Origin of the sequence: Micromonospora mangrovicola (genome assembly GCF_047200535.1) — a bacterium.
Classification (GTDB): Bacteria; Actinomycetota; Actinomycetes; order Mycobacteriales; family Micromonosporaceae; genus Micromonospora.
The window spans coordinates 71,925-98,225 of the sequence record NZ_JBJZOG010000016.1; the positions used below are offsets into that span (position 1 = coordinate 71,925).

Consider the following 26,301-nt stretch of genomic DNA (forward strand, 5'->3'; position numbering starts at 1 on the left):
AGGTAGGTGAGCGGTCTATCGTGCGTTGATGGTCGAAGGTGCCAACGGTGAGGCCACTTCTTCGGCTGATGTTGCCCAGCCGGAGCGGGCCTCCCCCGCCATGCCGGAACGGGCCACCCCCGCCGTGGGCCTTCGGGTACGGGAGATCCTCGGTGTCTCGTCGCTGGCCGGCGTCCGGGTGCTGGCCGGCGCGACGGGCCTCGACCGGATCGTGCGGTACCTGAACATCATGGAAGTGCCCGACATCCTGTCCTGGGTCAAGCCGCACGAGCTGCTGCTGACCACCGGCTACCCGCTCCGCGAGGATCCGCAGGCGCTCGTCAGCCTGGTCGGCGAGCTGGACGACCGCGGCCTCGCCGCGCTGGCGATCAAGCTGCACCGGTACCTCGACGAGGTGCCGGCCACGATGCTCGCCGAGGCCGACCGGCGGGGCTTCCCGATCCTCGAGGTCCCGGCCGGCGTCGGCTTCGCCGACGTACTCAACGAGGTCCTCGCCGAACTGCTCAACCGGCAGGCGGCGGTGCTCGCCCGCAGCGAGGAGGTGCACCGCGCGCTGGCGGCGGTGGTGCTCGACGGCGGGGACCTGGGCGACCTGGCGGCCGAAGTGACCCGGCTGCTGGGTGGTCCGGCGCTCATCACCACGCCGGACGGGCGGGTGCTCGCCCGGGCGGGCGAGATCACCGGCGGCTTCGACCCGTCGGGCAGGTTCCTGATCGAGTCCAGGGGCGACCACGTCGTCGTGCCCATCGTCGCGGGCCGGGTGGACCACGGCCGGATCGTCGCGTTCCCGGCCGGCCCGCTGTCTCCGTTGACCGACGCCGACGTGCACCACCTGGAGCGCGCCGCGACCGTGGCGGCGCTGGCGATCACCAAGGAACTCGCGGTCGCCGCCGTGGAGAGCAAGTACCGGGCCGACTTCCTGCGCGACCTCCTCGCCGGCCGGGTGGAGGACCTGTCGGCGGCCGTCACGCACGCCCGCTCGTTCGGCTGGGAGATCGATCGGCCGTCGGTCGTCGTGGTCGCCGAACTGGATGCCGATGCGGTGCCGCCGGCCACGTCCGCGCCGCAGTTGCGGCCGGTCGAGGAGCGGTTCGCGGCCGCCTGGCAGTCGGTCGTGCGCTGGCGCGACCCCCGCGCGGCGGTCGTCAACTTCAACCGGGAGGTGGTGGTGCTGCTCGGGCTACCCGCGGACGGTGACCTCGACCGGCTGGTCGCCGACCTGGTCCGGCTCGTCAAGGGTGACGGCGGCGGCGGGCGGCGCTCCTTCTCGCTCGGCGTCTCGCGCCCCACCGACGGACCGCAGCACCTCGTGCAAGCCTATGAGCAGGCCCGGGCGGCGGTGCGGATCGGGCGGCGGTTGCACGGCGACGGCGCGCGGACGAGGTTCGACCGGCTGGGGGTGCACCGGCTGCTGTCGCTCATCACCGACCGGGCGGAGCTGCGCGGCTTCCTCACCGACGCGCTCGGCGAACTGGCCGTCGACAACCCGGAGAACTCCGACCTGCGGCGCACCCTCGCGGTGCTGCTCGAGACGAACTGCAACGTCGCCGAGACCGCGCGCCGGCTGCACTTCCACTACAACACGCTGCGCTACCGCATCGGAAAGCTTGAGCGCATGGTCGGCCCGTTCACCAGCGAACCGGCCCTCCGGCTCGACCTGATGCTGGCCCTACGGGTGCTGGAAATCCGGGGCCTGTGAAAGTCCGCCAAGCCTGCGCCGCAATATTGGCGACATTTGCCCATGTGTCGTTGGTCACCCGCGACCCATCCTGATCGGCAATTCGGCGCTGGCGCGCCGTGAGCTGCCAACGAGAGGAGCGTACATGGCCCTGCTGGGATGGCGGGTCGTGCACGACGGCAAGACGCCACCACCGGGTGAGGTGGTACGACCGGACGAGCGGCTCTCCTGGCCCCGGACGGTCGGACTCGGCGCACAGCACGTCGTGGCGATGTTCGGCGCCACATTCGTCTTCCCGATCATCATGGGGCTCAACCCCCAGCTGGCGATCATGATGAGCGGCATCGCAACCATCTGCTTCCTGTTGATCGTCAAGGGGGTGGTGCCGAGTTACCTCGGCACCTCGGCATCGTTCGTCGGCGGTGTGGTGGCCATCCGGGCACAGGGCGGCAGTTCAGCCGAGGTGACCGGCTCCATCCTGGTGGCCGGCGTGATCCTCATCCTGTGCGGCGTCGCGATCCATCTGCTCGGCCCGCAGGTGCTCTACACCGTGCTGCCCCCGGTGGTGACCGGCGCGGTCGTCATGCTGATCGGCTTCAACCTCGCCCCGGTGGTGGCCGGTGTCTACTGGCCGCAGGACCAGTGGGTGGCCCTCGTGACGATGCTCGCCGTGATGACGATGGCGGTCGGCTTCCGGGGCTTCCTCGGCCGGATCGCGATCTTTCTCGGCCTGGTCTTCGGGTACCTGCTGTCCTGGGTCCTCGACCTGATCTTCGGTAAGATCAATTCGTTCGATCCCGGTGCCGGCAAGACCACCGAGCACTTCCGGGTCAACTGGGACGGCGTCCGCTCCGCCGACTGGTTCGGCTTCCCGCCGCACACCACGACCGGTGCGGATGGCAAGGAGATCACCGGCTGGCACCTGCCCGACTTCAAGTTCGCGTTCATCCTGCTCGTGCTGCCCGCCGTGATCGCGCTCATCGCGGAGAACGCCGGGCACGTCAAGGCCGTCGCCGAGATGACCGGCAATGACCTCGATCCGGTGATGGGCAAGGCGATCGCCGCCGACGGCGTCGGCACCGCCCTGGCCAGTGCGGTCGGTGGGTCGCCGACCACAACGTACGCCGAGAACATCGGCGTGATGGCCGCGACCCGCGTCTACTCCACGGCCGCCTACTACGTGGCCGCCCTCGTCGCCATCCTCTTCGGCTTCTCACCGAAGTTCGGGGCGCTGGTCTCGGCCACGCCCGGCGGCGTCCTGGGCGGCATCACCGTCGTGCTCTACGGCATGATCGGTCTGCTCGGCGCGAAGATCTGGAAGGAGAACCGGGTCGACTTCGGCAACCCGATCAACCTGATCCCGGTGGCCGCCGGCATCATCATCGCCATCGGCAACACCTCTCTGGTGTTCAGCTCGGAGTTCGAACTCGCCGGGATCGCGCTGGGCACCATCGTCACCGTGGTGAGCTACCACCTGGTCCGCGCCATCGCCCCGCCACACCTGCGCGACCAGCAGCTCGCCGAGACCGCCGCGCCGGCCCCGGTCGCCCCGACCCAGCGGCCCGGTGACGAGGTCGACGCCTCGAAGGTGTCATGAAGCCGGCATCCTTCGATTACCACCGGCCGGCCGGCCTCGGCGAGGCCCTCAACCTCCTCGCCGAGGCCGGCCAGCACGGCAAGGTGCTCGCCGGCGGCCAGAGCCTGGTGCCAATGCTCAACATGCGGTTGGCCGCGCCCCGGAAGCTGATCGACGTCAACACCGTGCGGGAACTGGCCTACGTCCGGGTGGTCGACGGTGACGTCGAGGTCGGTGCGCTCGCCCGGCACGCGGACCTGGCGCGCGACCCGGCCGCGTACGCCGCCATCCCGCTCCTGCGGCGCGCCACCGAACACGTCGCGCACCCGACAATCCGCAACCGGGGCACGACCGTCGGCAGCCTGGTGCACGCCGACCCGGCGGCGGAACTGCCCGCGGTGCTCACTCTGCTGGACGGCCACGTCACCCTGGCGGCGGCCGGCGGTCGCCGCACGGTCCCCGCGAGAGACTTCTTCGTCGGGCCGCTGGAGTCCTGCGTACGGCCGGGGGAACTGGCCGTGTCGGCGACATTCCGGGCACCGCCGCCCGGCACCGGCAGCGCCTGGCTCGAACTGTCCCGCCGGCACGGCGACTACGCCCTCTGCGGTGTCGGCGTACTCGTGACGCTCGACCCCGACCAGCGGATCGTCGCCGCGCGGGCCGCCCTCATCTCGGTCGGACCGGTGCCGGTGCTCGTCGACCTCGCCGACGCGGTCGTCGGCCGGCCCGCCGACGTGGCCGACTGGGCCGCCGCGGCGGCCGTGGTCGCCGCGGCGATCGATCCGGAGGACGACATCCATGCCACCGCCGCCTACCGTCGGCACCTGGCCGGCGTCCTGACAGCCCGGGCGTTGCGGGCCGCGGCGCAGGAAGCGAGCACACATGTCCGACCATGACATCCGGCTGTCCGTCAACGGGATCGAACGGTCCGTCCGGGTGCCGGCGCGGCGGCTGCTCGCCGACTGCCTGCGGCACGACTTGGAGTTCACCGGCACCCACGTGGGTTGCGAGCACGGCGTCTGCGGAGCGTGCACGGTGCTGGTCGACGGCGTTCCGATGCGTTCCTGCCTGCTATTCGCGGTCAGTGTGGACGGCGCCGAGATCACCACCGTCGAGGGCTGCCGGACGCCGGACGGCGGGCTCGGCCCGGTGCAGCAGGCGTTCCAGGACTGCCACGGCCTGCAATGCGGGTTCTGCACGCCGGGATTCATCACCACGATCACGGCGTATCTGCGCGACAACCCAAACCCGACGGAGGCGCAGGCGCGCGAGGCGATCGGCGGGAACCTGTGCCGATGCACGGGATACCAGAACATCGTGGCGTCGGTCCTGCAGGCTGCGGACATCATGCGGAGCGAATCGTGAAGGTCTTCGGCGAACCGATCGCGCGCCTGGAGGATCCGCGGCTGGTCTCCGGACAGGGCCGATACCTCGACGACCTCGGAAACCCCAGCACCCTCGCCGCCGCGTTCGTGCGCAGCCCGCACGCGCACGCGCGGATCGTCGACATCGACGTGACCGACGCGCTCGACGTCGACGGGCTGGTGGCGATCTACACGTACGACGACCTTGTCGGGCAGGTGGCCGAGCCGCTGCCGATCCTGATCCCGCACCCGGCGCTGCGGGCGCCACGTACCGCCCGCCCGCTCGCCGACGGCGTGGTGAAGCACGTCGGCGAGCCGGTCGTGATGGTTGTGGCCAGGGACCGTTACCTCGCCGAGGACGCGTGCGAGCGGATCCGGGTGGAGTACCAGCCGCTGCCGCCCGTCGTCGGTATCGACAGCGCGTTCCGGGCCGAGCACGCCGTGCACGACGACGTTCCCGACAACGTGGCCGCGCACCTCGTCCAGGAGGTGGGCGACGCGCGGGCGGCCGTCGACGCGGCGCCGCACCGGCTCGAACTCCACCTCGACGTCGAACGCTCCGCCTCGATGCCGATGGAGGGCAAGGGGGTGTACGCCCGCTGGGACGCGCACGACCGGAGCCTGCGCGTCTACTCCTCGACTCAGACGTCCACCTCGCTGCGGTTCGCGCTCGCGCACAAGCTGAGCGTGCCCGTCGACCGGGTCGAGGTCGTCACGCCCGACGTGGGCGGCGGCTTCGGCGTGAAGATCATGCATCCATGGCCCGAGGAGATCCTCGTCCCGTGGGCCGCCATCCGGCTCGGCCGGGAGGTCAAGTGGGCCGAGGACCGTCGGGAACACTTCATCTCCTCGGCGCACGAGCGGGCCCAGCGGCACACCGTACGGGTCGGGTTCGACGCGGAGGGCCACCTGCTCGGACTCGACGTCGAGTTCCTGCACGACAACGGCGCCTACACGCCCTACGGCATCGTCGTGCCGGTCATCACCGCCACCCAGCTGCTCGGGCCGTACAAACCGGGCGCCTACCGGGTCGAGTTCCACTCGCTCTACACCAACACCGTCATCGTCACGCCCTACCGCGGCGCGGGCCGGCCGCAGGGTGTGTTCGCGATGGAGCGCACCATGGACGCCGTCGCCGACCACCTGGGGCTGGACCGGGCGGTGGTGCGCGAACGCAACCTCATCCGGCCCGACGAGATGCCGTTCGACCACGGGCTGACGTTCCAGGACGGGCGCGGGCTGGTCTACGACTCCGGCGACTTCCCGGCCACCCTGGACAAGATCCGGGAGCTGATCGGCTGGGACGACTTCGCGTCCTACCGCGAGCGGGCCCGCGCCGAGGGCCGGCGGGTCGGCATCGGGCTGGCCTGTTACGTCGAGGGCACCGGTGTCGGGCCGTACGAGGGCGCGCACGTGCGGGTCGAGCCGACCGGGCAGGTGCACGTCGCGACCGGCCTGACCACCCAGGGCCAGGGCCACGAGACCGTTTTCGCGCAGGTCGCGGCGGAGGAACTGGGGGTACCGGTCGAGGACGTCACCGTCGTCACCGGCGACACCCGCCGGTTCAAGTACGCCGTCGGCACCTTCGCCTCCCGGGCGGCGGTGATGAGCGGCAACGCGGTCGCGCTGGCCGCCCGCAAGGTACGCGCCAAGGCGCTGCGGATCGCCGCCGAGGCCCTGGACTGCCCCACCGACGACCTCGACATCGTCGATGGCGTCGTCCGGTCGTCGGCCGGCGCGGAGATCCCCCTGAAGACCGTCGCCGTGCTCGCCAACCCGCTGCGGTACGCCTTCGACGCCGAGACCGCCCGCGCCACGCAGTTCGCGGTCGGCGGGCGTACCGACCGGCCGCCCGTCGAGGCGGGCGAGGAGCCGGGGCTGGAGGCCACCGACTACTACTCGCCGCTGCGCTCCACCTTCGCCAACGGCGCGCACGCCGCGATCGTGGAGACCGACCCGGAGACGGCCGACATCAAGATCCTCCGGTACTGCGTGGTGCACGACTGCGGGACGCTGATCAATCCGCGGATCGTGGCAGGCCAGGTCCATGGTGGTGTCGCGCAGGGTGTCGGCGGGGCGCTGTACGAGCGGATCGTCTACGACGAGCACGGGCAGTTGCTGAACGCGTCCTACATGGACTTCCTGATCCCGTACGCCTCCGAGGTGCCGATGGTGGAGATCGACCACCTGGAGACGCCGTCGCCGCTCAACCCCCTCGGGGTGAAGGGCGCGGGTGAGGCCGGGGTCATCCCCGGCGCGGCGGTGCTGGCGGCCGCGATCGAGGACGCCGAGGGGTTCCGCATCGACCGGATGCCGATCTCGCCGGCCGAGTTGTGGGAGCTGCGCGGGCGGCACCAGGCCGGCGAGGTGCCGGGAGTGACGAGGGGAGTTCGGAAATGAAGGTGTCCGGCACGGCCGTCCTGCACGGCCCGGTCGAGACGGTGTACGCCGTGCTCAACGACCCCGCCGTGCTCGTGCGGACCATCCCCGGCTGCGAGCGGCTCGAACAGGCGGGCGCGGACGCCTACCGGGCGACGGTCACCGCCGGGGTGGCGTCGATCAAGGGCTCGTTCTCCGGCGCGATCCGCCTGAGCGATCAGCGGCCGCCGCACTCGCTGGTGCTCTGTGCGTCCGGGGCGGGCGCGCCCGGCACCGTGTCGGCCGACGTCACGGTCACGCTCGCGGAGAACGGCGACGGCACGACGCTGCTGTCGTACGACGCGGACGCGGTGGTGGGCGGCATGATCGGCGGGGTCGGTCAGCGCGTCCTCGCGAGCGTGGCGAAGAAGACGGCCGGCGAGTTCTTCTCGGCGGTGGACGCGGTGCTCACCGGCGAGCCCGCGCCGGTGGCGGCACCGCCGCCCGTGCAGGTGCCGGTACGGGTGCCGGTACAGGCGCAAGCTCCCGCACCGGCACCGGTGGGCGCGCCGCCGGCAGGCACACAGCCAACGGCCACGCCGGAACCGGCAGGCACCCAGGCGGCGGGCGGGCAGCCGCAGCCGAGTACGCAGCCGTTGGTCTACACCCGGCCGCCGGCACCCGCGCCCGCCGGCCAACGGTCGGCTCGTGACCTCGTCCTGGGACTGGTGTCCGGTGCGGGCGTCACGTTGCTCGGCGCGCTGGTCGGTGGCCTGCGGCCCGACGGCGACTTCGCGCTGGGTGTGACGGCGGGCGCCGGCGTCGCGTTGCTGGGCGCGGTGGTCGGCGGCCTGGTAGCGGGCCGTCGCTGAGCGAGGGAGGACCGACTGTGCGCGCATTCACGGCGGCGGCGGTGCAGATCGCACCGACGCCCGGTCCGCTGACCGCCGAGTCGGTCACGGCGAACGTGGCCAGATGCGTCGAGTACCTGCACCGCTGCGTCGACGCCACCGGCGCAGAACTGGTGGTGCTGCCGGAGACGGCCACCACCGGGTTCACCCCGGGCCGGTCCGCCGATGAGCTGTGGGATCTGCTCGGCAGCCCGCTCACCGAGCCGATGCAGCAGGCTGCGGCGCGGTTGTCGGTGCACGTGGTGGTGGGCAGCTACGCGCGCGGCGAGTCGCGCGGCGAGGTCTACAACGAGGCTTGTCTGATCGGCCCGTCCGGCGACGTGCTGGGGACCTACCGCAAGACCCACCTCTTCGCCGGCGAGGACCGGTCCGGTGGCGGCTGGGTGACCCCGGGCGACGAGGCCGTCGTGGTCGACACCGACCTGGGCCGGATCGGCATGATCATCTGCTTCGACGGCGACTACCCCGAGCTGGCCCGGGTGCAGGCCGTCCTCGGCGCCGAGGTGATCTGCCGGCCGTCGGCCCTGCTGCGCTCGGCCGACATCTGGGAATTGACCAACCGGGCGCGCGCCTACGACAACCACGTCTTCGTGGTCGGCGCCAACGCCACCGGGGTCGACCCGGCCGGCGTCCTCTACTTCGGCAATTCGATGATCGTCACCCCGATCGCCGAGGTGGTCGCCCGCGCCGCGTCCCACGAGGGCTGGGTCAGCGCGCGCCTCGACCCGGACACGGCGTTGGCGTCGCTGACGCCCGGCTCGAACGTGCCGCAACGCTTCGATCACCTCGCGGACCGCAACCTGGCCTTCATCGAGCGACACCTCGACGTGCTGGCCCGTCCGGCACGCACCAGGTTTCCGCACTCCAGCGAATGAGTGTTGGCAACTGTTGACGACGTGCGGCGCCGTCGGCGTCGGTTGAATGCTCGCCCAGGACGTCAGAAAGGACGGCACCATGGCGGAGCGACGTCGCCGCGTCAGAATCGGCATCGACACCGGTGGCACCTTCACCGACGTGGTGGCCTTCGACGAGGACAGCGGCGAGCTGTTCACCACGAAGACTCCCTCGACACCGGCCAACCCCGCCGAGGGCTTCATGACCGGGCTCGACAAGGTCCTTCCCGGTGCCGGCGTGGAGATCCTCGCGGTGTGCCACGGCACCACCGTCGCCACCAACCAGCTACTCGAGGGCAAGATCGACCAGATCGGTTTCCTCACCACCGAGGGGTACGAGTTTCTCCTGGAGATCGCCCGGCAGAGCGTGCCGGACGGCTACGGCAACAGCTACTTCTGGGTCAAGCCGCCCCGGATCGTGCCGGCCGGCCTGGTGAAGACCGTCGGCGGTCGGCTGGACCACACCGGCGCGCAACTGCGGCCGTTCGACGAGGACGGGGCGCGCACGGCGGCCAGGTGGTTCGCCGAGCAGGGGATCGACACGATCGGGGTCTGCTTCCTTCACTCGTACGCGAACCCCGCTCACGAACTGCGGATGCGCGAGATCCTGGCCGAGGAGCATCCGGACGCGGTGGTCTCGCTCTCCTGCGAGGTGCTGCGCGAGTACCGGGAGTACGAGCGAGCGATGACCACCTTGATCGACGCAGCCGTCAAGCCCCGGGTGGCCCGCTATGTCACGAGTATCCGGCAGCGGTTGGGCTCGACGCCGTTCTACATCATGAAGTCCAACGGCGGGGTGCTCTCCGCCGACGAGGTGACGAAGCAGCCGATCACCACGGTGCTCTCCGGCCCCGCCGCCGGCGCGCTCGGCGCGGCGCTGGTGGCCCGCACGGCCGGTTTCGACCGGGTGCTGACCCTCGACGGTGGCGGTACGTCGACCGACGTGTCCGTGGTGCAGGACGGCGAACCGACGCTGACCACCGAAGGCAGCGTCGGCGCGTACCCCTCGAAGATCACGATGATCGACGTGGTCACGGTCGGCGCCGGCGGCGGCTCGGTGGCCTGGCTGTCCCGCGAGGGCGCCCTGAAGGTCGGCCCCCGCTCGGCCGGCGCGGACCCCGGACCGCTCTGCTACCGCCGGGGCGGCTCGGAGCCGACGGTGACCGACGCGCACGTGGTGCTCGGCCGGATCCCGCCGCATCTGCTCGGCGGTGAGGTGCCGCTCGATGTCGACGCGGCCCGCGACGGGCTCGCGACCCTCGGCACCAAGCTGGGCCTGAGCGTGCCGGCGACGGCGAACGGGATCCTGGAGATCTCCGCCTGGAACCAGGCGAACGCGCTGCGTCAGATCACCGTCAAGCGGGGGCTGGACGTACGCGACTTCGCCCTGGTGACGTTCGGCGGGTCGGGGTCGCTGCTGCTCTGCCGGCTCATCGACATCCTCGGGCTGCGCGCCGTCGTGGTGCCCCGCAACCCGGGCAACCTGTCCGCGTTCGGACTGCTGACCGTCGACGTCAAGAACGACTACGTGCAGACGTACGTGGCGCGGCACCGGTCGCTCGACATCGACGCCGTACGCGTTCACTTCGACGCGCTGACCCGGCGCGCGGCGGAGGCGCTCGACGCCGAGGGTTTTCCCCGCGACCAGCACGGCTACCTGCGCTCGGCGGACCTGCGCTACTACGGGCAGGCGTTCGAGGTCCGGGTCCCGGTCGGGGACCTCGACCCGGACGGCGTGGTCGCGGCGTTCCACGACGCCCACGAGCGGGTCTACGGCTACTGCTTCCGGGACAAGCCGGAGCAGCAGGTCGAGTGGGTGAACCTGCGGGTGACCGGCATCGGCCCGATCCGGCGACCGACGCTGCCGGTGCTGGCGGACGGCCCGGCCGCCACGCCCACCTTCCGGCCCGTCTGCTTCCACGGTGACGAGTACGCGCGGACCCCCGTGTACTGGCGTGACGACCTGAGCCCCGGGGCGACGGTGCGGGGCCCGGCCGTGATCGAGGAGTACGGCTCGACCGTTCCGCTGCATCCCGGTTTCAGCGCGACGGTCGACCGGTTCGGAAATGTGGTGGTGAGCAGATGAGCGTGGATCCGATCGTGCTGGAGATCGTCGAGGGCACGCTGGCCTCGATCGAGCGGGAGGTGGAGACGGCGATCGGCCGCACCGCCCGGTCGCCGATGATCCGTGACGCGCACGACTTCCGCGCCGGCATCCACGACCGACGGCTGCGCAAGCTCACCGGCCGCTCCTACTCGGCACTGGTGCACCCGGTGGCCCGGGACTACCCGCCCGAGACGATGCACCCGGGAGACGTGTTCTTCCACAACGACGTGTACCTGTCCGAGGGCGGCATCGGGCACCTGCCCGACCTGTGCGTCACCGTGCCGGTGTTCCACGACGGCACGGTCGTCGCGTTCGTGCAGGCGTTCGGCCATCACGACGACATCGGCGGCGGCTGCCCGGGCTCGATGCCGTCCGGCGCGACCAGCGTCTACGAGGAAGGGCTGATGGTGCCGCCGATCCGGCTGTGGGACGCCGGGGTGCCCAACGAGGCGGCGCTCAAGATCATGACCCGGAACTCGCGCATGCCCGACTCCCTCTCCGCCGACCTCGACGCCGAGTGTGCGGCCTGCCTGATGGGCGCGCGGCGCCTCGCCGAACTGTTCGAGCGGTACGGCCGGGCGACGGTCGAGGCGTGCTTCGACGCGATCGTCGACAAGACCACCGAGACGTACCGCCGCGAGATCCTGGCGAAGATCCCGGACGGCACGTACGTCTGGGAGGACTACGCCGAGCACGACGGCGTCGACCCGCCCCGGCTGCACACGCAGCGGATCACACTGACCAAGGTCCCGGACCGGCTCATCATCGACTTCACCGGCACCTCGCCGCAGGCCAAGGGACCGATCAACCACTGCGGCGACTACGCCGACGGCAACTTCCTCAAGAAGTGGCTCGCCCCGATCCTGCGCAACCTCGCCGACACCCCCGAGCGGATGGCCGAGCTGGACGTCAACGAGGGGGTCGTGCCGCTCATCGAGATGCGCTTCCCGCCGCCCGGGACGCTGCTCACGCCGGTCTTCCCGGCCCCGACGAACGCGCGGACGTTCGTCATCCTGCGCCTGCTCGGGGTGCTCGCCGGCGTACTGGCGAAGGCGGTCGACGGCCGAATGCCGGCCGACCAGGAAACCATCAGGTACACCGGGGTCTACGGCACCGACGCGGAGGGCAACCCCTACCTGATGCGCGAGGTGCTGGGTGGCGGCTCGGGCGGGCGGTACTACGCCGACGGCGAGGACACCATCCACGTCGTACCCGACTCGCGCAACATCCCCGTCGAGTTCGCCGAGTCCCGCTGGCCGTTCGTCGTGGAGCGGCTGGGCCTGGCCGTGGACTCCGGCGGCCCGGGCCGGCACCGGGGCGGCCTCGGCTACGACAAGCACATCCGGATGCTGCGCCACGCCAACTTCATGTCCATCGCCGACCGGTCGATGCTGTCCTGCTGGGGCGTCAACGGCGGGCGCGCCGGACGCCCGTTCAGCGTGGTGGTGGACCCGGGCGGGCCGAACGAGCGGGAGATCGACGCGCTGGCCGACGCCGAGCCGGTCCGGGCCGGCGAGGTGATCCGGATCCGCACCACGGGCGGCGGCGGTTGGGGTGACCCGTTGACCCGTCCGTACGACGCGGTGGCCCGGGATGTGGCCTGGGGCAAGGTGAGCGCCGCCGGGGCCCGCGCGGACTACGGGGTGGTCATGGACGGTGGTCGGGTCGATGTCGCCGCCTCCGACGCGCTGCGCGCCGAACTGGCGGGCCGGCGCAGCGGCGACGAGCCGTTCTTCGACCGGGGCCCGGGCTATGCCCGGCTCTCCGGTGGGCGCACCTGCGCGGAGGTCGATCGGCGGTGACCTCGTCGGCCCGGGACCTGATCGCTGCCACCATCGACCCCGGCACCTGGGAGTCCTGGGACGAACCGGTCGCCGTACCGGGGTCGCTGCCGCCGGGCTACCGCGAAGCCCTGTCCGCGGCGCGACGCCGGACGGGCCTCGACGAGGCGGTGACGACGGGCGCCGGCCGGCTCGCCGGTCGTCCGGTCGCCGTGGTCGCCGGCGAGTTCGGCTTCCTCGGCGGCTCGATCGGCGTCGCCGCGGCCGAGCGGCTCACCCGGGCGATCGAACGGGCGACCGCGCGGCGGATCCCGCTGCTCGCCGCTCCGGCGAGCGGCGGTACCCGGATGCAGGAGGGCACGGTCGCTTTCCTGCAGATGGCGAAGATCAGCCAGGCGATCATCGCGCACAAGGCCGCCGGGCTGCCGTATCTCGTGTATCTGCGGCATCCGACGACCGGGGGCGTCTTCGCGTCCTGGGGTTCCCTCGGGCACCTGACGGTCGCCGAGCCGGGCGCGCTCATCGGTTTCCTCGGCCCGAGGGTGCACGAGGCGCTCACCGGCTCACCGTTCCCGGAGGGTGTGCAGACCGCCGAGAACCTGCACCGGCACGGCCTGGTCGACGCGGTTCTCGCCCCGGATCAGGTGGCGCCGGTGGCCGCGAGAGCCCTTGCCACCATCTGCGCGCCGCGGCGCATCGCCGGCGGACCAGCGCCGGCGGACGACCTACCGGAAGCCCCGCCCGCCTGGGAGGTCGTCCGACGGTCCCGGCGCGCCGGCCGGCCCGGCACCCGCGCCCTGCTCCGGAACGCCGCCCGTGGGGTGGTGCCGCTGCATGGCACGCAGAGTGGCGAGACGGGCACCGGAGTGATCGTCGCGCTGGCCCGGTTCGAGGCGGCGCCCGCGGTCGTCGTCGGCCACGACCGGCGCGACAGCCCGCTCGATCCCGCCGGCCTGCGAGCCGCCCGGCGCGGGCTGCGGCTCGCCGCCGAGCTGGACCTGCCCGTGGTCACCGTCATCGACACCCCGGGTGCGGCACTGTCACCGGAGGCAGAGGTGGGCGGCCTGGCCGGGGAGATCGCTCGTTGCCTCGCCGATCTCGTGACGCTGCCGGTCCCGACGCTGTGTGTGCTGCTCGGCCAGGGCAGCGGCGGCGGAGCGCTCGCCCTGCTGCCGACCGACCGGGTCATCGCCGCCGCCCACGGCTGGCTCTCGTCGCTGCCGCCGGAGGGCGCCTCGGCGGTCCTGTACCGCACCACCGTGCGCGCGCCGGAGGTCGCCGACGCGCAGGGCATCCGCGCCGTGGACCTGCGGGCGCACGGCATCGTGGACCGGATCGTCGCCGAGCGGGACGACGCCGCGGACGAGCCACCGGCGTTTCTCGACCGGCTGCGCGCGGTGATCGCCGCCGAGCTGGTCACCCTGCTCGACGCCGAGCCGGCGCAGCGGCTCAACGCCCGCCGGGCCCGGTATCGCCGGCTCTGAGGGAAGGCCGGTGCCACCATCTGCCGAAGTTCGGCGCGCCGTTCGGCGAATCTTGCCCATGCGCGGTGGGCACCGGATTCCTACAGTCCATCCGTGCGGATACTCGTCGCCCTGGGTGGCAACGCGATGACCTCGCCGGACGGCCTCGCCCGTCCCGAGGACCAGATTGCCGCCGTCCAGCGCGCCGCCCGGCGGATCGCCGAGGTCATCGCGACCGGCGCCGAGGTCGTCGTCACGCACGGCAACGGACCCCAGGTCGGCAACCTGCTGGTCAAGAACGAGCTGGCCGCTCCGGTGGTGCCGCCGGTGCCGCTGGACTGGTGTGGCGCACAAACCCAGGGCACCCTCGGTTTCATTTTGCTCAACGCACTGACCGAGCAGTCGCGGAGGCCGGTTGCCGCACTGGTGAGCCGTACCCGCGTCGACCCGGACGATCCGGGCTTCGCCCACCCGAGCAAGCCCGTCGGGCGCTACCTGCCAGGGGACGAGGCGCGGGTGATGATCAATCACGGCCAGGTGTGGCAGGACCGCGGCGACCGGGGCTGGCGGCGGGTGGTGGCCTCACCCGAACCGGTCGAGGTGCTGGACGCTCCCGCGGTGGCCACGCTGCTGGCTGCCGGGTTCGTGGTCATCGCCGGCGGTGGCGGCGGCATCCCGGTCGTGCGGGACGCCGACGGTACGCTGCGCGGAGTCGAGGCAGTCATCGACAAGGACCTCAATGCCGCGCTGCTCGGCCGGGCGATCGGGGCGAGCGTCCTGGTGATAGCCAGCGACGTCGACGCCGCGACCGTCGGCTGGGGCACCGCCCGGGCCCGGCCGCTGGGTACGGTCGGCGCCGCCGAACTGCGCGGGTACGCCGCCGACGGGCACTTCGCCGCCGGCTCGATGGGGCCGAAGGTCGAAGCGGCCTGCCGGTTCGTCGAGCGGGGCGGCGACCGCGCGATGATCTGCTCCCTGGACCGCATTGCCGAGGCGGTGGCCGGCCGGGCCGGCACCGTCGTAACCGCGAAATACGAGAGGTGACCGCTGTGCCACAGCCCATCGAAGTCCGCAAGCTGCCGATCAAACACGTCTCCGACGCGTCCGGGCTGACCGAGCTGATCGACGCCGGGGTGCTCGACGCCGACCGGGTCGTCGCCATCATCGGCAAGACCGAAGGCAACGGGGGCGTCAACGACTACACCCGGATCATCGCCGACCGGGCGTTCCGCGAGGTGCTGGTCGCGCGGGGCAACCGGTCGGCCGAGGAGGTGGCGGGCGTACCCATCGTCTGGTCGGGCGGCACCGACGGCGTCATCTCGCCGCACGCCACCGTCTTCGCCACGGTGCCCGCCGGCTCGGTCGAGCCGACCGACGAGCCGCGGCTGACCGTGGGCTTCGCGATGAGCGAGCCGATCCTGCCCGAGGAGATCGGCCGGCGCGGCATGATCGAGAAGGTCGCGACCGCCGTCACCGAGGCGATGGAGCGGGCCGGGATCAGCGACCCCGCCGACGTGCACTACGTGCAGACGAAGACGCCCCTGCTGACCATCCACACGATCCGCGACGCGAAGAGCCGTGGCAAGGACGTCTGGACCGAGCACACCCACGAGTCGATGGACCTGTCCAACGGGACGACGGCACTGGGCATCGCGGTCGCGCTCGGCGAGATCAAGATGCCGGAGGACGAGGCGGTGCTGCACGACCGTTCGCTCTACTCGTCGGTCGCGAGCTGCTCGTCCGGGGTCGAACTGGACCAGGCGCAGGTCGTCGTGGTCGGCAACGCGCGGGGCATCGGCGGCCGGTACCGCATCGGCCACTCGGTGATGCGCGACGCGCTCGACGCCGACGGCATCTGGGCCGCGATCCGCGACGCCGGCCTGGACCTGCCGGACCGCCCGCACCACAGCGACCTCGGCGGGCGGCTGGTCAACGTCTTCCTCAAGTGCGAGGTGTCCTCCGACGGAATGGTGCGGGGCCGGCGCAACGCGATGCTCGACGACTCCGACGTGCACTGGCACCGACAGATCAAGTCCTGCGTCGGCGGGGTGGCCGCCGCGGTGACCGGCGATCCGGCCGTGTTCGTGTCGGTCTCCGCAGCGCACCAGGGCCCGGACGGTGGCGGCCCGGTCGCCGCGATCGTCGACCTCGGTTCCGAGCCGACCGGATACGTCACGCCGTGACCGCCGCCGTCGCCCCGCACTGGTCGGCGCATCTCGCGCCCGGTGCCGACGCGGACCTGAGCCTCGGCACCACCCTGCCGGGCGCGTGGACCGCCCGCTGGGCCGCCGCTCCGCGCGCCGAGGTCGTCGCGACCCCAGCCGGGCGGATCGTGACCGCCGCCGAGCTCGAACAGCTCACGGCGGAAGCGGCCGGCCGCTACGCCGCGGCGGGCCTCGCGCCCGGCGACCGGCTCATGGTGTCCGCCGGACCGAGCGTGGAGCTTGTCGTCGCCTACCTCGCCGCGCTGCGGTACGGGCTGACCGTGGTGCCGGCCAACACCGCGTACACCCCCGTCGAGCTGGCGAACCTGGCCGCCGACTCGCACCCGGCGCTCGCCGTGCTCGACGATGTCAGCCGCGCGCCCGGCATCCCGTCGACCACGCCGGACCTCGGCGCGCTGCCGGCCTCGCAGGCGACCCCGGTCGATCGGGTCGGGCCGGCGGACCCCGCACTGCTCGTCTACACCTCCGGCACCACCGGCCGGCCCAAGGGTGCCGTGCTGACCCACGCCAACCTGTTGGCCAGCGCGCACGCGGTCCGGCTGGCGTGGCGCTGGACTCCCGAGGACCGGCTGGCGCTCTCGCTGCCGCTGTTCCACATCCACGGGCTCGGCGTCGGGCTGCACGGCACGCTCGTCGCCGGTGGCTCGCTCCTGCTTCTGCCCCGCTTCGAGCCGGCCGCGGTCGCCGACGCGGTCGACAGCGGCTGCACCATGTTCTTCGGGGTGCCAACCATGTACCACCGGCTCGCCGAGTCTCCGCGGCTCACCGCGCTGCGCGGGCTGCGGCTGGCGGTCAGCGGATCGGCCCCGCTGCCGGCCGAGCTGCACGACGCGATCCGCGAGCGCACGGGCCAGCAGATCCTGGAGCGCTACGGCATGACCGAAACGATCATGCTGGTCTCAAACCCGTACGACGGACCGCGCCGTCCGGGCACGGTCGGGCTGCCGCTGCCCGGAGTGTCGGTACGGCTGGCCCCTCGCGCGGGCGGCACCACCGAGATCGAGGTGGCCGGACCCAACGTCTTCGGCGGCTATCTCGACCGCCCGCAGGCGACCGCGGAGGCGTTCACCGCCGACGGCTGGTTCCGCACCGGCGACCTGGGCGTCCTCGACCACGACGGGTATCTGCGGATCAGCGGTCGGGCCAAGGAACTCATCATCACCGGCGGGTACAACGTCTACCCGCGGGAGGTCGAGGAGACGCTGCGGGCCCATCCCGGGGTCGCCGACGCGGCGGTCGCCGGGATGCCGTCGGCGGAGTGGGGAGAGATGGTCGTCGCCTTCGTCGTGCCGGCCGGCGTCGTCGACACGTCGCGGCTGGAACGGGAGCTGACCGAGTGGTGCGAGGCGCGGCTGGCGCCGTACAAGCGCCCCCGCGCCTGGCGCTGGATCGATGCCGTGCCCCGGAACGCGCTCGGGAAGGTGCTCCGCCGCGAGCTGTCCGGAGGAGGATGACCGGCCCTCGGGCGCGGGCCGTCGCCCGATGGCGAAGCGACCCGGCCGGCCGCGCCGCCGGGCGCCACCCGCCGGGATGTGGGGCGGACGAGCGGGTGCACCCGGCTTCAACCGGCCAGGGCCGCGACCGTCCGGGCCAGGGACTCGCCGAGCGGGGTCGGCTCGATCCCCAGGGCAGCGGTGGCGGCGGTGGAGTCCATCACGAACGGCCGGTCGAACTGGTACGCGGTCTCCCGCAACTCCCGGGCCATCGGGTTGGCCAGCCCGCCGAGCCAGAGCACCGGGTAGGGCATCCGGGCCAGCCTCGGCGCGGGCGCCCCGACCAGGGCCGCCGCGCGGGCGGCCAGGTCCCGCATCGGCACGGCGGGCACGCTGGGCACGTGCCAGGCCCGTCCCCAGGCCCGCTCGTCGGTCGCGGCGGCGACCAGGGTGCGGGCGACGTCGGGAATGTACGTCCAGGTGTGCGGCGCGTCCCAGTCGACCGGCAGGAACACCCGCTGCCCGGCGAGCACCCGGGGCAGCACCATCATGGCCAGCGAGGTCCCGCCGACGCCGACGTAGTCGGAGCCGCGTACCTCGGTGACCCGGGCCCGACCGGCCCGGTGCGCGGCGAGCGCGTCGGTCCACATCCGGTTGCGCACCCGCCCCTTGGTGCCGGTGGCGGCGAGCGGTGTCGCCTCGGTCATCGGGCCGTCGGCCGGCCCGTACCCGTAGAGGTTGCCGACCGTGGCGAGCACCGCGCCGGTCCGCTCCGCCGCGGTGAGCAGCGCGGCGGCCAGCGGCGGCCAGTCCACCGGCCACCGGTGGTACGCCGGGTTGGCGCAGTTGTGCAGGGCGACGGCGTCCTCGGTGAGCGCGCTGAGCCGCTCGGCGTCGGCGGCGTCGGCGGCGATCCGCTCGACCGCCGGGTGCTCGGGGCCGGTGCCGCGCCGGGTCACCAGCCGCACCCGGTCGCCGCGCTCGGCGAGGATACGGGCGGTGGCGGTGCCGACCGGGCCGGCGCCGACGATCACGTGCAGGGACATGAGGTCCACCCTTCGAAGCAGAAGTCTTTTTCGAGAGCACCGCTCTCGCAACAGAGCATGCACCCCCGGCCGACCCGCCGTCAAGAGCACTGCTCTCGGTTTTGATTGGCGCTCTCATCCGTGGCAGAGTGGAGGCATGGTCGCTCCCTCGCTCCGCGCCCGGGTCCGAGCCGGCATGATCGACGAGATCAAGGCGGTGGCCCGCCGTCACCTGGCCACCGACGGCGCGAATCTCTCCCTGCGCGCCGTCGCCCGCGACATGGGCATGGTCTCGTCGGCGATCTACCGCTACTTCCCCAGCCGTGACGACCTGCTCACCGCGTTGATCCTGGAGGCGTACGAGGCGCTCGGCGAGGTGGTGGAGGCGGCCGACGCCGCGGTCGACCGGACCGACCTGCGCGGACGCTGGCACGCCGCGTGCCGGGCGGCCCGCACCTGGGCGCTCGACCACCCGGCCGAGTACGCCCTGCTCTACGGCAGCCCGGTACCCGGGTACGCGGCCCCCGCCGACACGGTCGCCCCGGCCCAGCGCCCCCCGCTCATCCTGGTCGGCATCCTCCGCGACGGGGTCACCGACGGCCGGATCGACCCGCCCGACGAGGACCTGCCCGAACCCCTGCGGGCCGACGTGGCCGAACTCGGCGCCCTGCTCTCCGTCGACCTGCCCCCGGCGCTGCTGGCCCGGGGCATGGCCGGCTGGACCCAGCTGTTCGGGCTGATCAGCTTCGAGCTCTTCGGCCGGATCAACCCGACGCTGCCGCACCGCGACGAGTACTTCGACCACCAGACCGGGCTGATGGCCGACCTGATCGGCCTGCCCGCGCAGGGGTGACTCAACGGTCCGACGGCGCCGGGGCGGCCGGAACCCGGGCCGGAGCTCGCGGCCAGGGTGGGTCCGCCGTCGGCGGCCCGGTACCAACCGCCCGGCCCGCCAGGCCAGCAGGAGGCCGGGCATCGCCGCCAGCAGCGCGAGGAGCGCGGCGGTCGCCGCATACACCGGCCGCCCGTAGAGCCACCCGACCGCCGGCAGCGCGGTGAGCGCAGGGGTCAGCCCGGTCGCCGGCAGCATCTCGGCGAACCACCGCCCCGGCACGTCCTGCGCGGCGAGCGCGACCAGCGAGAGGACCAGGACCACCAGGACGACGAGGAGCATGAGCGGGGTGGCGGCGAACGACAGCAGGCCGTCGAGATCGAGCCAGATGACGGCCAACAGCGGGACCGAGCACGCCCCGACGGCTCCGAGCGTTACCGGCACCCAGGTCGGCCCCCCGGCCCGTCCGGCCGCCCGGAGGGCACCCACCACCGGCACCAGGCAGACCAACCAGGCGAGCAGGGCCACCACGCGCCGGACGTCGTCGGGCCGCTCCCCGGGAGTCGAACGGCCGAGCGGCAGCGGAGCGTTGGACCTGCCGGTGGCACCGACCAGGCCCACCCGCTCCCACCGGCCGTCCGAGTGCCGAAGCGCGAAGCCGTCGGCACCGTTCGCCACGAGCACCGCGTGCCCGCCCCCGACATCCAGTACGGCCAGGCTGCGGGAGCTGAGCAGGTCGAGCGGCATCCCGGGGTGGTGCCGGCTGAGCAGGTACCGCTGCGAGTCGGTGACCTCCCAGGCCAGCCGCCAGGAGCGACCACCGTCGTCGCTGCGCTCCACGCGGATCCGCCCGTCCACCACCCGATAGCAGAGGCCCGGCGTGGCGGTGGAACACGCCTGGCGGTCAGGGGCGTCCGCCGGCCCCTCGGCCATCCGGGAGCGGTACTCCGGGGCGGCATCGTGCCAAGTCGATCCCACGTCGTCGCTGATCCGCCAGGAGATGGCCAGGTCGGCCCGGCCCGGCTCGGCCGACCAACCGGCGACCAACCGGCCGTGCTCGACCTCGGCCGACACCGCCTGGTGGTACTGGACCGCACTGGTGGCAGCCACCCCGAACACGGCCAGCGGCAGCACCACGAGCAGCCGCAGGAGCCGGGCCGAGCGGTGCCGTACCGGATCCCGGCGGGCCCGCCGCCAGACCCACACGGCGAGCGCGAGCACCGGCAGCACGAGCAGGTCGGTGGGATCGGCGCGGACCAGTGACGGGCCGCTGACGGCACTCCACACGCCCGAGACCGCCCGGGCGGCGCCCGGCTCGGCCTTGACCGCGGTGAACCCCAGCCCGACCAGGATGACGGCGCCCACCGCCGCCGTCGGGGCGGGCAGCCGGGGCACCAGCAGCGTGCCGAGCACCGCGACCAGTGGCGGGGCGACCAGCAGGCCGGTGGCGTCGCTGAGCTTGCCGGTCAGCGTCCCGGGAAAGGCCGCCTTCAGCACGTGGTCGTTGAGCAGCAGCACGACCAGGGCCAGCACGGACGCCGGATGCCCCAGCCAGGCGAGGGTGGCGCGGGCCCCGTCGCGCGGGGTGACGGCCGAGGGTGGCATCCGTCCACCATGGCCGGGGCCGGTGTCGATCCGGCCACGTCTTGGTGTGGATGAGGGATCAGGTGCCGTCGGAGGAGTGCCCGGGGAAGAGGTGGGCGGTGGGGTCGATGGCGACCGCCGCGTTGTTCACCGCCGTCGCCGCCTCGCCGAACCCGGTGGCAATCAGCCGGACCTTGCCCGGGTACTCGGTGATGTCACCGGCCGCGAAGACCCGGGGCAGGTTGGTGGCCATCGAGCTGTCCACCACGATGTGCCGGCGGTCGAGCCGCAGGCCCCACTCGGCGAGCGGTCCCAGGTCGGCGGTGAAGCCGAGGGCGGCGACCACGGTGTCCGCCGGCAGCGTCTCCACCGTGCCGCCGCGGACCGCTATCTCGGCGCCGGTGACCCGGTCCTCGCCGTGCAGCCGGGTCACCTCGGCGTTGACCACCATCCGGACCGGCAGGGCCCGGACCCGGGCCACGGTCGAGGCGTGCGCCCGGAACTTCTCCCGCCGGTGCACCAGGGTCACCGACCGGGCGATCGGCGTCAGCGTGACCGCCCAGTCGAACGCCGAGTCGCCGCCGCCCACGATCAGCACGTCCCGGCCGGCCAACTCCTCCGGCTGCGGCACGAAGTAGACGATCCCGGCGCCCAGGAAGCTGTCGGCCACCGGCAGCGGTCGGGGCGTGAAGCTGCCCAGCCCGCCGGTCACCACCACCGCCCCGCAGGCGAGCTGCTCGCCGCCGGCCAGGCCCAGCACGAGCCGGCCGTCGGCGTGCGAGAGCTTCTCCGCCCGGGTGTCGAGCAGGTACCGGGGGTGGAAGGGCGCGGCCTGGGCGACCAGGTTCGCGACCAGGTCCCGCCCCTTGATCGCGGGAAACCCGGCGACGTCGAGGATGAGCTTCTCCGGGTACATGGCGGTCACCTGCCCACCCGGCTCGGGCAGCGCGTCGACCACGGCCACGGAGAGTCCGCGGAACCCGGCGTAGTACGCGGCGAACAGGCCGGTCGGACCGGCCCCGATCACGGCGACATCGACCTCGCGCATGGCGTACCGTCACTTTCGCCAACGGATCAACGCGTGTTGATCCCGACGGTAGGCCCCGGGTCGCCCCCGGGCAAGCACATCCCGGCTACGCGTCGACGCCCGGTCGCGGCATCGTGACGGTGGGCGAGCCATCGTGCTCCGGCTCCGGCAGCCCGACCCGGCGGCGCCGGAACAGGATCGCCGCGACGATCCCGCCGAGCAGTCCGAACAGGTGCCCCTGCCAGGAGATGCGCTCGTCGGTGGGGAGGATGCCGAGCAGTTGCCAGCCGTACAGCAGGCCGACCAGCAGCACCACCGCGAAGTTCCACCAGCTCCGCTCGACCACGCCCCGGGTGAGCAGGATGCCGAGGTAGCCGAAGATGACGCCGCTGGCGCCGACCACCACCGAGTTCGGCGAACCGGTGAACCACACACCGAGCCCGCTGATCAGGATGATCACCATGGTCGACCAGAGGAACCGGCGGGTACCGGCGGCCAGCACGAAGGTGCCGAGCAGGATCAGCGGGATGCTGTTGCTGTAGAGGTGGGTCCAGCCGGCGTGCAGGAACGGCGAGAAGATGACCCCGTCGAGGCCCTGGATCCGGCGCGGGATGATCCCGGCGGCGACGTCGAGGTTGGCGTGCAGCCCGACGTCGAGCGCCTCGATGAGGAACAGCAGCGGCACGACCGCGCACATCGCGACGAAGGCCCGGCCGAGGGAGGCGTAGAACGCCTCGGTGCCGAACCGTTGGGGATCGCCGCCCGTCGGGCCACCGCGCCAGGTCACGTACCAACAGCTATCAGCAATCAGGCCCGGCCGCCACCCGGGTGACGGGTTACCCCGGCAGACGCCGAAAGCGGGGTGTGTGTGGATCCCCACACACCCCGCTGCCGTCAACTTCCGATCAGTACCAGCCGCTGCTCTGCGAGTGCTGCCAGGCGCCGCACGGGTCGTCGTACCGGCCCTCGATGTAGCCGAGACCCCACTTGACCTGGGTGGCCGGGTTGGTCCTCCAGTCGTCGGCGACCGAGCCCATCTTGCTGCCCGGGAGCGCCTGCGGGATTCCGTACGCCCCGGAGCTTGCGTTGTATGCCTTGTGGTTCCAGCCGCTCTCCTTGGTCCAGAGCTTGTCCAGACACGGGAACTGGTCGATGCCGAAGCCCTCGTCCACCATGATCGCGCAGCCGATCTTGCGGTTGCCGCTGTACTCCTCGCAGGAGCTCGGGATCGGCCCGTCGTACGGCTTGGTCGCCGCCGCGGCCTCGCGCGCCTTCTTGCGGGACGCGGCGGCCGCCTCGGCCTCCTTGGCCCGCGCGGCGGCCTCCTTGGCCGCCTCGGCGGCCCGCAGCTTCGCCTGGTACTCGGCGGCGCGCTGCTTGGCGGACTCCATCCGGTGGTTGGCCTGCCGCTCGCGCTGGTACGCGTACTCCGCCTGGTCGACCTCGAGGCCGACCTGCGCGGTCAGGCCCTGCTGCTGGGTCTGTCGGTCTTCGCCCAGATAGAAACCGCCGGCGACACCCACGGAGAGCAGCGCGACAGCGGCCGTGCGGGCACCGAACCGGCTCCACAGCCGACTCACGAAGTGGTCCCTTCGTCGGGGGCAAGGACACGACGCGACGCGTGGCCGTCGATCGCCACGGCGGCGTCGTGAGCGCCCCGACCCCACGGTCGCAGCCGACGCACCGGCGTCCGTGGCCCTCCGCCCTACCGTGGCGAATGATGCCTGACGATCTCCCTGGTGCGCGGGCGCTCGATGCACACCATCGCGCACAGTGAGGCTGATGGGAAACCAACAGGCTTGATTGTGACCTGCACCACAAAGTGAAGGCCCTCAAATCGGGACAAGAACGTCAGCGAGTCGGGCTCAGAGCGGAACGTCCTCCAACAAATCTGTGACCATTGCGGCGATCGGAGAACGCTCCGAACGGCTGAGGGTGACGTGCGCGAAGAGAGGATGACCCTTCAACGCCTCGATCACCGCGGTCACCCCGTCGTGCCGCCCCACCCGGAGGTTGTCCCGCTGCGCCACGTCGTGGGTCAGCACCACCCGCGAACCCTGCCCGATCCGGGACAGCACGGTGAGCAGCACCCCGCGCTCCAGCGACTGCGCCTCGTCGACGATCACGAAGGCGTCGTGCAGGCTGCGGCCCCGGATGTGGGTCAGCGGCAGCACCTCCAGCAGGCCACGCGAGGTGACCTCCTCCAGCACGTTCTCGTGCACCACCGCGCCGAGCGTGTCGAAGACCGCCTGGGCCCAGGGGGACATCTTCTCCGACTCCGAACCCGGCAGGTAGCCCAACTCCTGGCCGCCGACGGCGTACAGCGGCCGGAAGACGATCACCTTCTTGTGCCGGCGGCGCTCCATCACCGCCTCCAGCCCGGCGCAGAGCGCCAGGGCGGACTTGCCCGTGCCGGCCCGGCCGCCCAGCGAGACGATGCCGATCGACTCGTCCAGCAGCAGGTCGAGCGCGACCCGCTGCTCGGCCGAGCGCCCGTGCACGCCGAACGCCTCCCGGTCACCCCGGACCAGTCGTACGGTCTTGTCGGGCAGCACCCGGCCGAGCGCGGAACCTCGCCCGGAGTGCAGCACCAGCCCGGTGTGGCAGGGCAGGCCCGCGGCGGCGTCCAGGTCCAGCGTCTCGCCCGCGTACAGCCGGGAGATCTCCTCCTCACCCAGCTCCAGCTCGGCCATTCCGGTCCAGGTCGGGTCGCTGGCCTGACCGTGCCGGTACTCGTCGGCCCGCAGGCCGACCGAGGCCGCCTTCACCCGCAGCGGCATGTCCTTGCTGACCAGGGTGACCTCGCGACCCTCGGCGGCGAGGTTCAGCGCCACGGAGAGGATCCGGGCGTCGTTCGATTCGGTGCGGAAGCCGGGCGGCAGCACGCCGTCGTCGGTGTGGTTCAGCTCCACCCGGAGGGTGCCGCCCTGGTCGTTGGCGGGGACCGGCCGGTCCAGCCGGCCGTGCTTCACCCGCAGCTCGTCCAGCATGCGGAGCGACTGCCGGGCGAACCAGCCGAGCTCGGGATGGTGCCGCTTCCCCTCCAGCTCGGAGATGACCACCAGCGGCAGCACCACTTCGTGCTCGGCGAAGCGGTGGAACGCGGCGGGGTCGGAGAGGAGGACCGAGGTGTCCAGGACGAACGCCGGACCGGCTGGTCGGGGCTCCTCGGTGCCGGCCGACGCGGCAGCCGCACGGCGGCTGCGGGTGGTCCGGCGGGTGGCGGCAGTCGCGGCCGGGGTCTGGTCGGCACCGGCGGGGGTACGGCGAGTGGTCACAGGCCTGCTCCGCGGATGGGCACCCGGCCACCCGAGTTCCGCCTCTTCCGGTGCCCGGTCGGACACGGGGTCGGATGCGGGCCCCGTGCGCGAGGTCGCAGGTCCGGGCTACCGGCTGGCCCGGGAAAACCCCGTGCCATGGCTAGACGCTAGCGGCAGTTCAGGCCATCGGCTAGTGCGGTGTTCACGAACGTTGGCCGGGTTGGCCGCCGTGTGGTTTCTGTCGTACCGGTGGTGTTGGGTGTTGGTCGTGCCTCGTCGTCGGGATCCGGGACTGCCTCGGTGTGCATCGCACGGCGCGGGTGGGCTTGCGGTTGACGCCGGGGCAGCGGGCCGGGCACCTTTGGCGAGTTGGATTCGACGGGTGCGCGGTCGGTGTTGCGCCGGTTCTCCGACGCGTGGTCCGGCGCGGCGAAACGCCGCCGCGACGGTGACGTGTCGGCGCGGTTCCCGCGCCGGCGGCGGGCGTTGATGCCGGTGCGTCGTTATCACGGCACGTTCACCCCTGGCGGGTGTCGGGTCCGGATCCCGGTGGCGAAGGGCGCCCCGCCGTTGTCGGTCAGGTTGGCGCGGGAGGTGCCGTATCCGGTCGAGCGGGTCCGCTCGGTCACGCTGCCGTGTGAGGGCGGCCGGCTGTTCCTCGACGTCACCGCGGACGTTCCTGTCGCCACCTATCCGTACGGTGCAGGGCCGGACCCTGACCGGGTGGCGGGCGTGGACCTGGGAATCATCCACCCGTACGCGGTGGCCGACGTTAGTGGACACC

General features: G+C 72.5%; 21 protein-coding genes. 16 read left to right on the forward strand and 5 right to left on the reverse strand.

Translation table 11 applies throughout. The annotated features are described in order from the left end of the window. The first annotated feature begins 28 nt into the window (after nt 1-28). The 13 genes from ACL02O_RS09635 (at nt 29) to ACL02O_RS09695 (ending at nt 17,810) form a co-directional block, all read left to right on the forward strand. The gene (locus ACL02O_RS09635; protein ID WP_412817649.1) at nt 29-1,699 is read left to right on the forward strand and encodes a PucR family transcriptional regulator; all 1,671 of its coding nucleotides are present in this window, start codon (nt 29-31) and stop codon (nt 1,697-1,699) included. A 124-nt stretch (nt 1,700-1,823) separates the two neighbouring features. Further along, nucleotides 1,824-3,275, forward strand: a complete 1,452-nt coding sequence (locus tag ACL02O_RS09640) for a uracil-xanthine permease family protein (RefSeq protein ID WP_412817650.1) — start codon at nt 1,824-1,826, stop codon at nt 3,273-3,275. Further along, nucleotides 3,272-4,150 (forward strand): FAD binding domain-containing protein, encoded by an 879-nt coding sequence (locus tag ACL02O_RS09645; RefSeq protein ID WP_412817651.1) that lies wholly within the window; start codon nt 3,272-3,274, stop codon nt 4,148-4,150. The genes ACL02O_RS09640 and ACL02O_RS09645 overlap by 4 nt, the downstream gene beginning before the upstream one ends. Further along, nucleotides 4,137-4,619, forward strand: coding sequence for a (2Fe-2S)-binding protein (locus ACL02O_RS09650; RefSeq protein WP_412817652.1), 483 nt, complete (start codon nt 4,137-4,139; stop codon nt 4,617-4,619). Before ACL02O_RS09645 ends, ACL02O_RS09650 begins: the two co-directional genes overlap by 14 nt. Next, nucleotides 4,616-7,018, forward strand: a complete 2,403-nt coding sequence (gene cutA / locus ACL02O_RS09655; RefSeq protein WP_412817653.1) for an aerobic carbon-monoxide dehydrogenase large subunit — start codon at nt 4,616-4,618, stop codon at nt 7,016-7,018. Before ACL02O_RS09650 ends, cutA begins: the two co-directional genes overlap by 4 nt. Beyond that, entirely contained in the window at nt 7,015-7,848 is an 834-nt protein-coding gene (locus ACL02O_RS09660) for an SRPBCC family protein (RefSeq protein WP_412817654.1), read from the forward strand. The genes cutA and ACL02O_RS09660 overlap by 4 nt, the downstream gene beginning before the upstream one ends. A 17-nt stretch (nt 7,849-7,865) precedes the next feature. Beyond that, nucleotides 7,866-8,762 (forward strand): carbon-nitrogen hydrolase family protein, encoded by an 897-nt coding sequence (locus ACL02O_RS09665; protein WP_412817655.1) that lies wholly within the window; start codon nt 7,866-7,868, stop codon nt 8,760-8,762. A 79-nt stretch (nt 8,763-8,841) separates the two neighbouring features. Beyond that, on the forward strand, nt 8,842-10,866 hold the full coding sequence (locus ACL02O_RS09670; RefSeq protein ID WP_412817656.1) for a hydantoinase/oxoprolinase family protein: 2,025 nt from the start codon (nt 8,842-8,844) through the stop codon (nt 10,864-10,866). Further along, on the forward strand, nt 10,863-12,689 hold the full coding sequence (locus ACL02O_RS09675; protein ID WP_412817657.1) for a hydantoinase B/oxoprolinase family protein: 1,827 nt from the start codon (nt 10,863-10,865) through the stop codon (nt 12,687-12,689). Before ACL02O_RS09670 ends, ACL02O_RS09675 begins: the two co-directional genes overlap by 4 nt. Next, on the forward strand, nt 12,686-14,152 hold the full coding sequence (locus tag ACL02O_RS09680) for a carboxyl transferase domain-containing protein (RefSeq protein ID WP_412817658.1): 1,467 nt from the start codon (nt 12,686-12,688) through the stop codon (nt 14,150-14,152). The genes ACL02O_RS09675 and ACL02O_RS09680 overlap by 4 nt, the downstream gene beginning before the upstream one ends. Before the next feature lie 93 nt (nt 14,153-14,245). Next, nucleotides 14,246-15,175: a carbamate kinase gene (locus ACL02O_RS09685; RefSeq protein WP_412817659.1), complete on the forward strand. Its 930-nt coding sequence runs from the start codon at nt 14,246-14,248 to the stop codon at nt 15,173-15,175. A gap of 5 nt (nt 15,176-15,180) precedes the next feature. Then, complete coding sequence (bar, locus tag ACL02O_RS09690) at nt 15,181-16,314, forward strand: barbiturase (protein WP_412817660.1); 1,134 nt, start codon at nt 15,181-15,183, stop codon at nt 16,312-16,314. Continuing rightward, on the forward strand, nt 16,311-17,810 hold the full coding sequence (locus tag ACL02O_RS09695) for an AMP-binding protein (RefSeq protein WP_412817661.1): 1,500 nt from the start codon (nt 16,311-16,313) through the stop codon (nt 17,808-17,810). The genes bar and ACL02O_RS09695 overlap by 4 nt, the downstream gene beginning before the upstream one ends. A gap of 107 nt (nt 17,811-17,917) precedes the next feature. Here the strand turns inward: ACL02O_RS09695 and ACL02O_RS09700 are convergent, their stop codons facing one another. After that, nucleotides 17,918-18,835, reverse strand: coding sequence for an NAD-dependent epimerase/dehydratase family protein (locus ACL02O_RS09700; protein WP_412817662.1), 918 nt, complete (start codon nt 18,833-18,835; stop codon nt 17,918-17,920). Nucleotides 18,836-18,971: 136 nt separating this feature from the next. Between ACL02O_RS09700 and ACL02O_RS09705 the strand changes: the two genes are divergently transcribed. Both ACL02O_RS09705 and ACL02O_RS09710 read left to right on the forward strand, forming a co-directional pair. Continuing rightward, nucleotides 18,972-19,667: a TetR/AcrR family transcriptional regulator gene (locus ACL02O_RS09705; protein WP_412817663.1), complete on the forward strand. Its 696-nt coding sequence runs from the start codon at nt 18,972-18,974 to the stop codon at nt 19,665-19,667. 1,032 nt (nt 19,668-20,699) lie between these two features. Next, entirely contained in the window at nt 20,700-20,909 is a 210-nt protein-coding gene (locus ACL02O_RS09710) for a hypothetical protein (RefSeq protein WP_412817664.1), read from the forward strand. Nucleotides 20,910-21,309: 400 nt separating this feature from the next. Here ACL02O_RS09710 and ACL02O_RS09715 read toward each other — a convergent pair whose 3' ends face one another. The 4 genes from ACL02O_RS09715 to ACL02O_RS09730 all read right to left on the reverse strand — a co-directional run bounded on the left by ACL02O_RS09715 (nt 21,310) and on the right by ACL02O_RS09730 (nt 25,535). After that, the gene (locus ACL02O_RS09715; protein ID WP_412817665.1) at nt 21,310-22,278 is read right to left on the reverse strand and encodes an NAD(P)/FAD-dependent oxidoreductase; all 969 of its coding nucleotides are present in this window, start codon (nt 22,276-22,278) and stop codon (nt 21,310-21,312) included. Nucleotides 22,279-22,363: 85 nt separating this feature from the next. After that, nucleotides 22,364-23,044, reverse strand: coding sequence for a rhomboid family intramembrane serine protease (locus tag ACL02O_RS09720; protein ID WP_412817666.1), 681 nt, complete (start codon nt 23,042-23,044; stop codon nt 22,364-22,366). Nucleotides 23,045-23,162: 118 nt separating this feature from the next. After that, a complete protein-coding gene (locus ACL02O_RS09725; RefSeq protein ID WP_412817667.1) occupies nt 23,163-23,837 on the reverse strand; it encodes an aggregation-promoting factor C-terminal-like domain-containing protein in 675 nt (224 codons plus the stop codon). A 285-nt stretch (nt 23,838-24,122) separates the two neighbouring features. After that, nucleotides 24,123-25,535: a PhoH family protein gene (locus ACL02O_RS09730; RefSeq protein WP_412817668.1), complete on the reverse strand. Its 1,413-nt coding sequence runs from the start codon at nt 25,533-25,535 to the stop codon at nt 24,123-24,125. Between the two features lie 351 nt (nt 25,536-25,886). On the opposite strand from ACL02O_RS09730, the gene ACL02O_RS09735 reads away from it, so the two are divergent. After that, on the forward strand, nt 25,887-26,301 hold a 415-nt coding region (locus ACL02O_RS09735), incomplete at its 3' end, for a hypothetical protein (protein WP_412817669.1).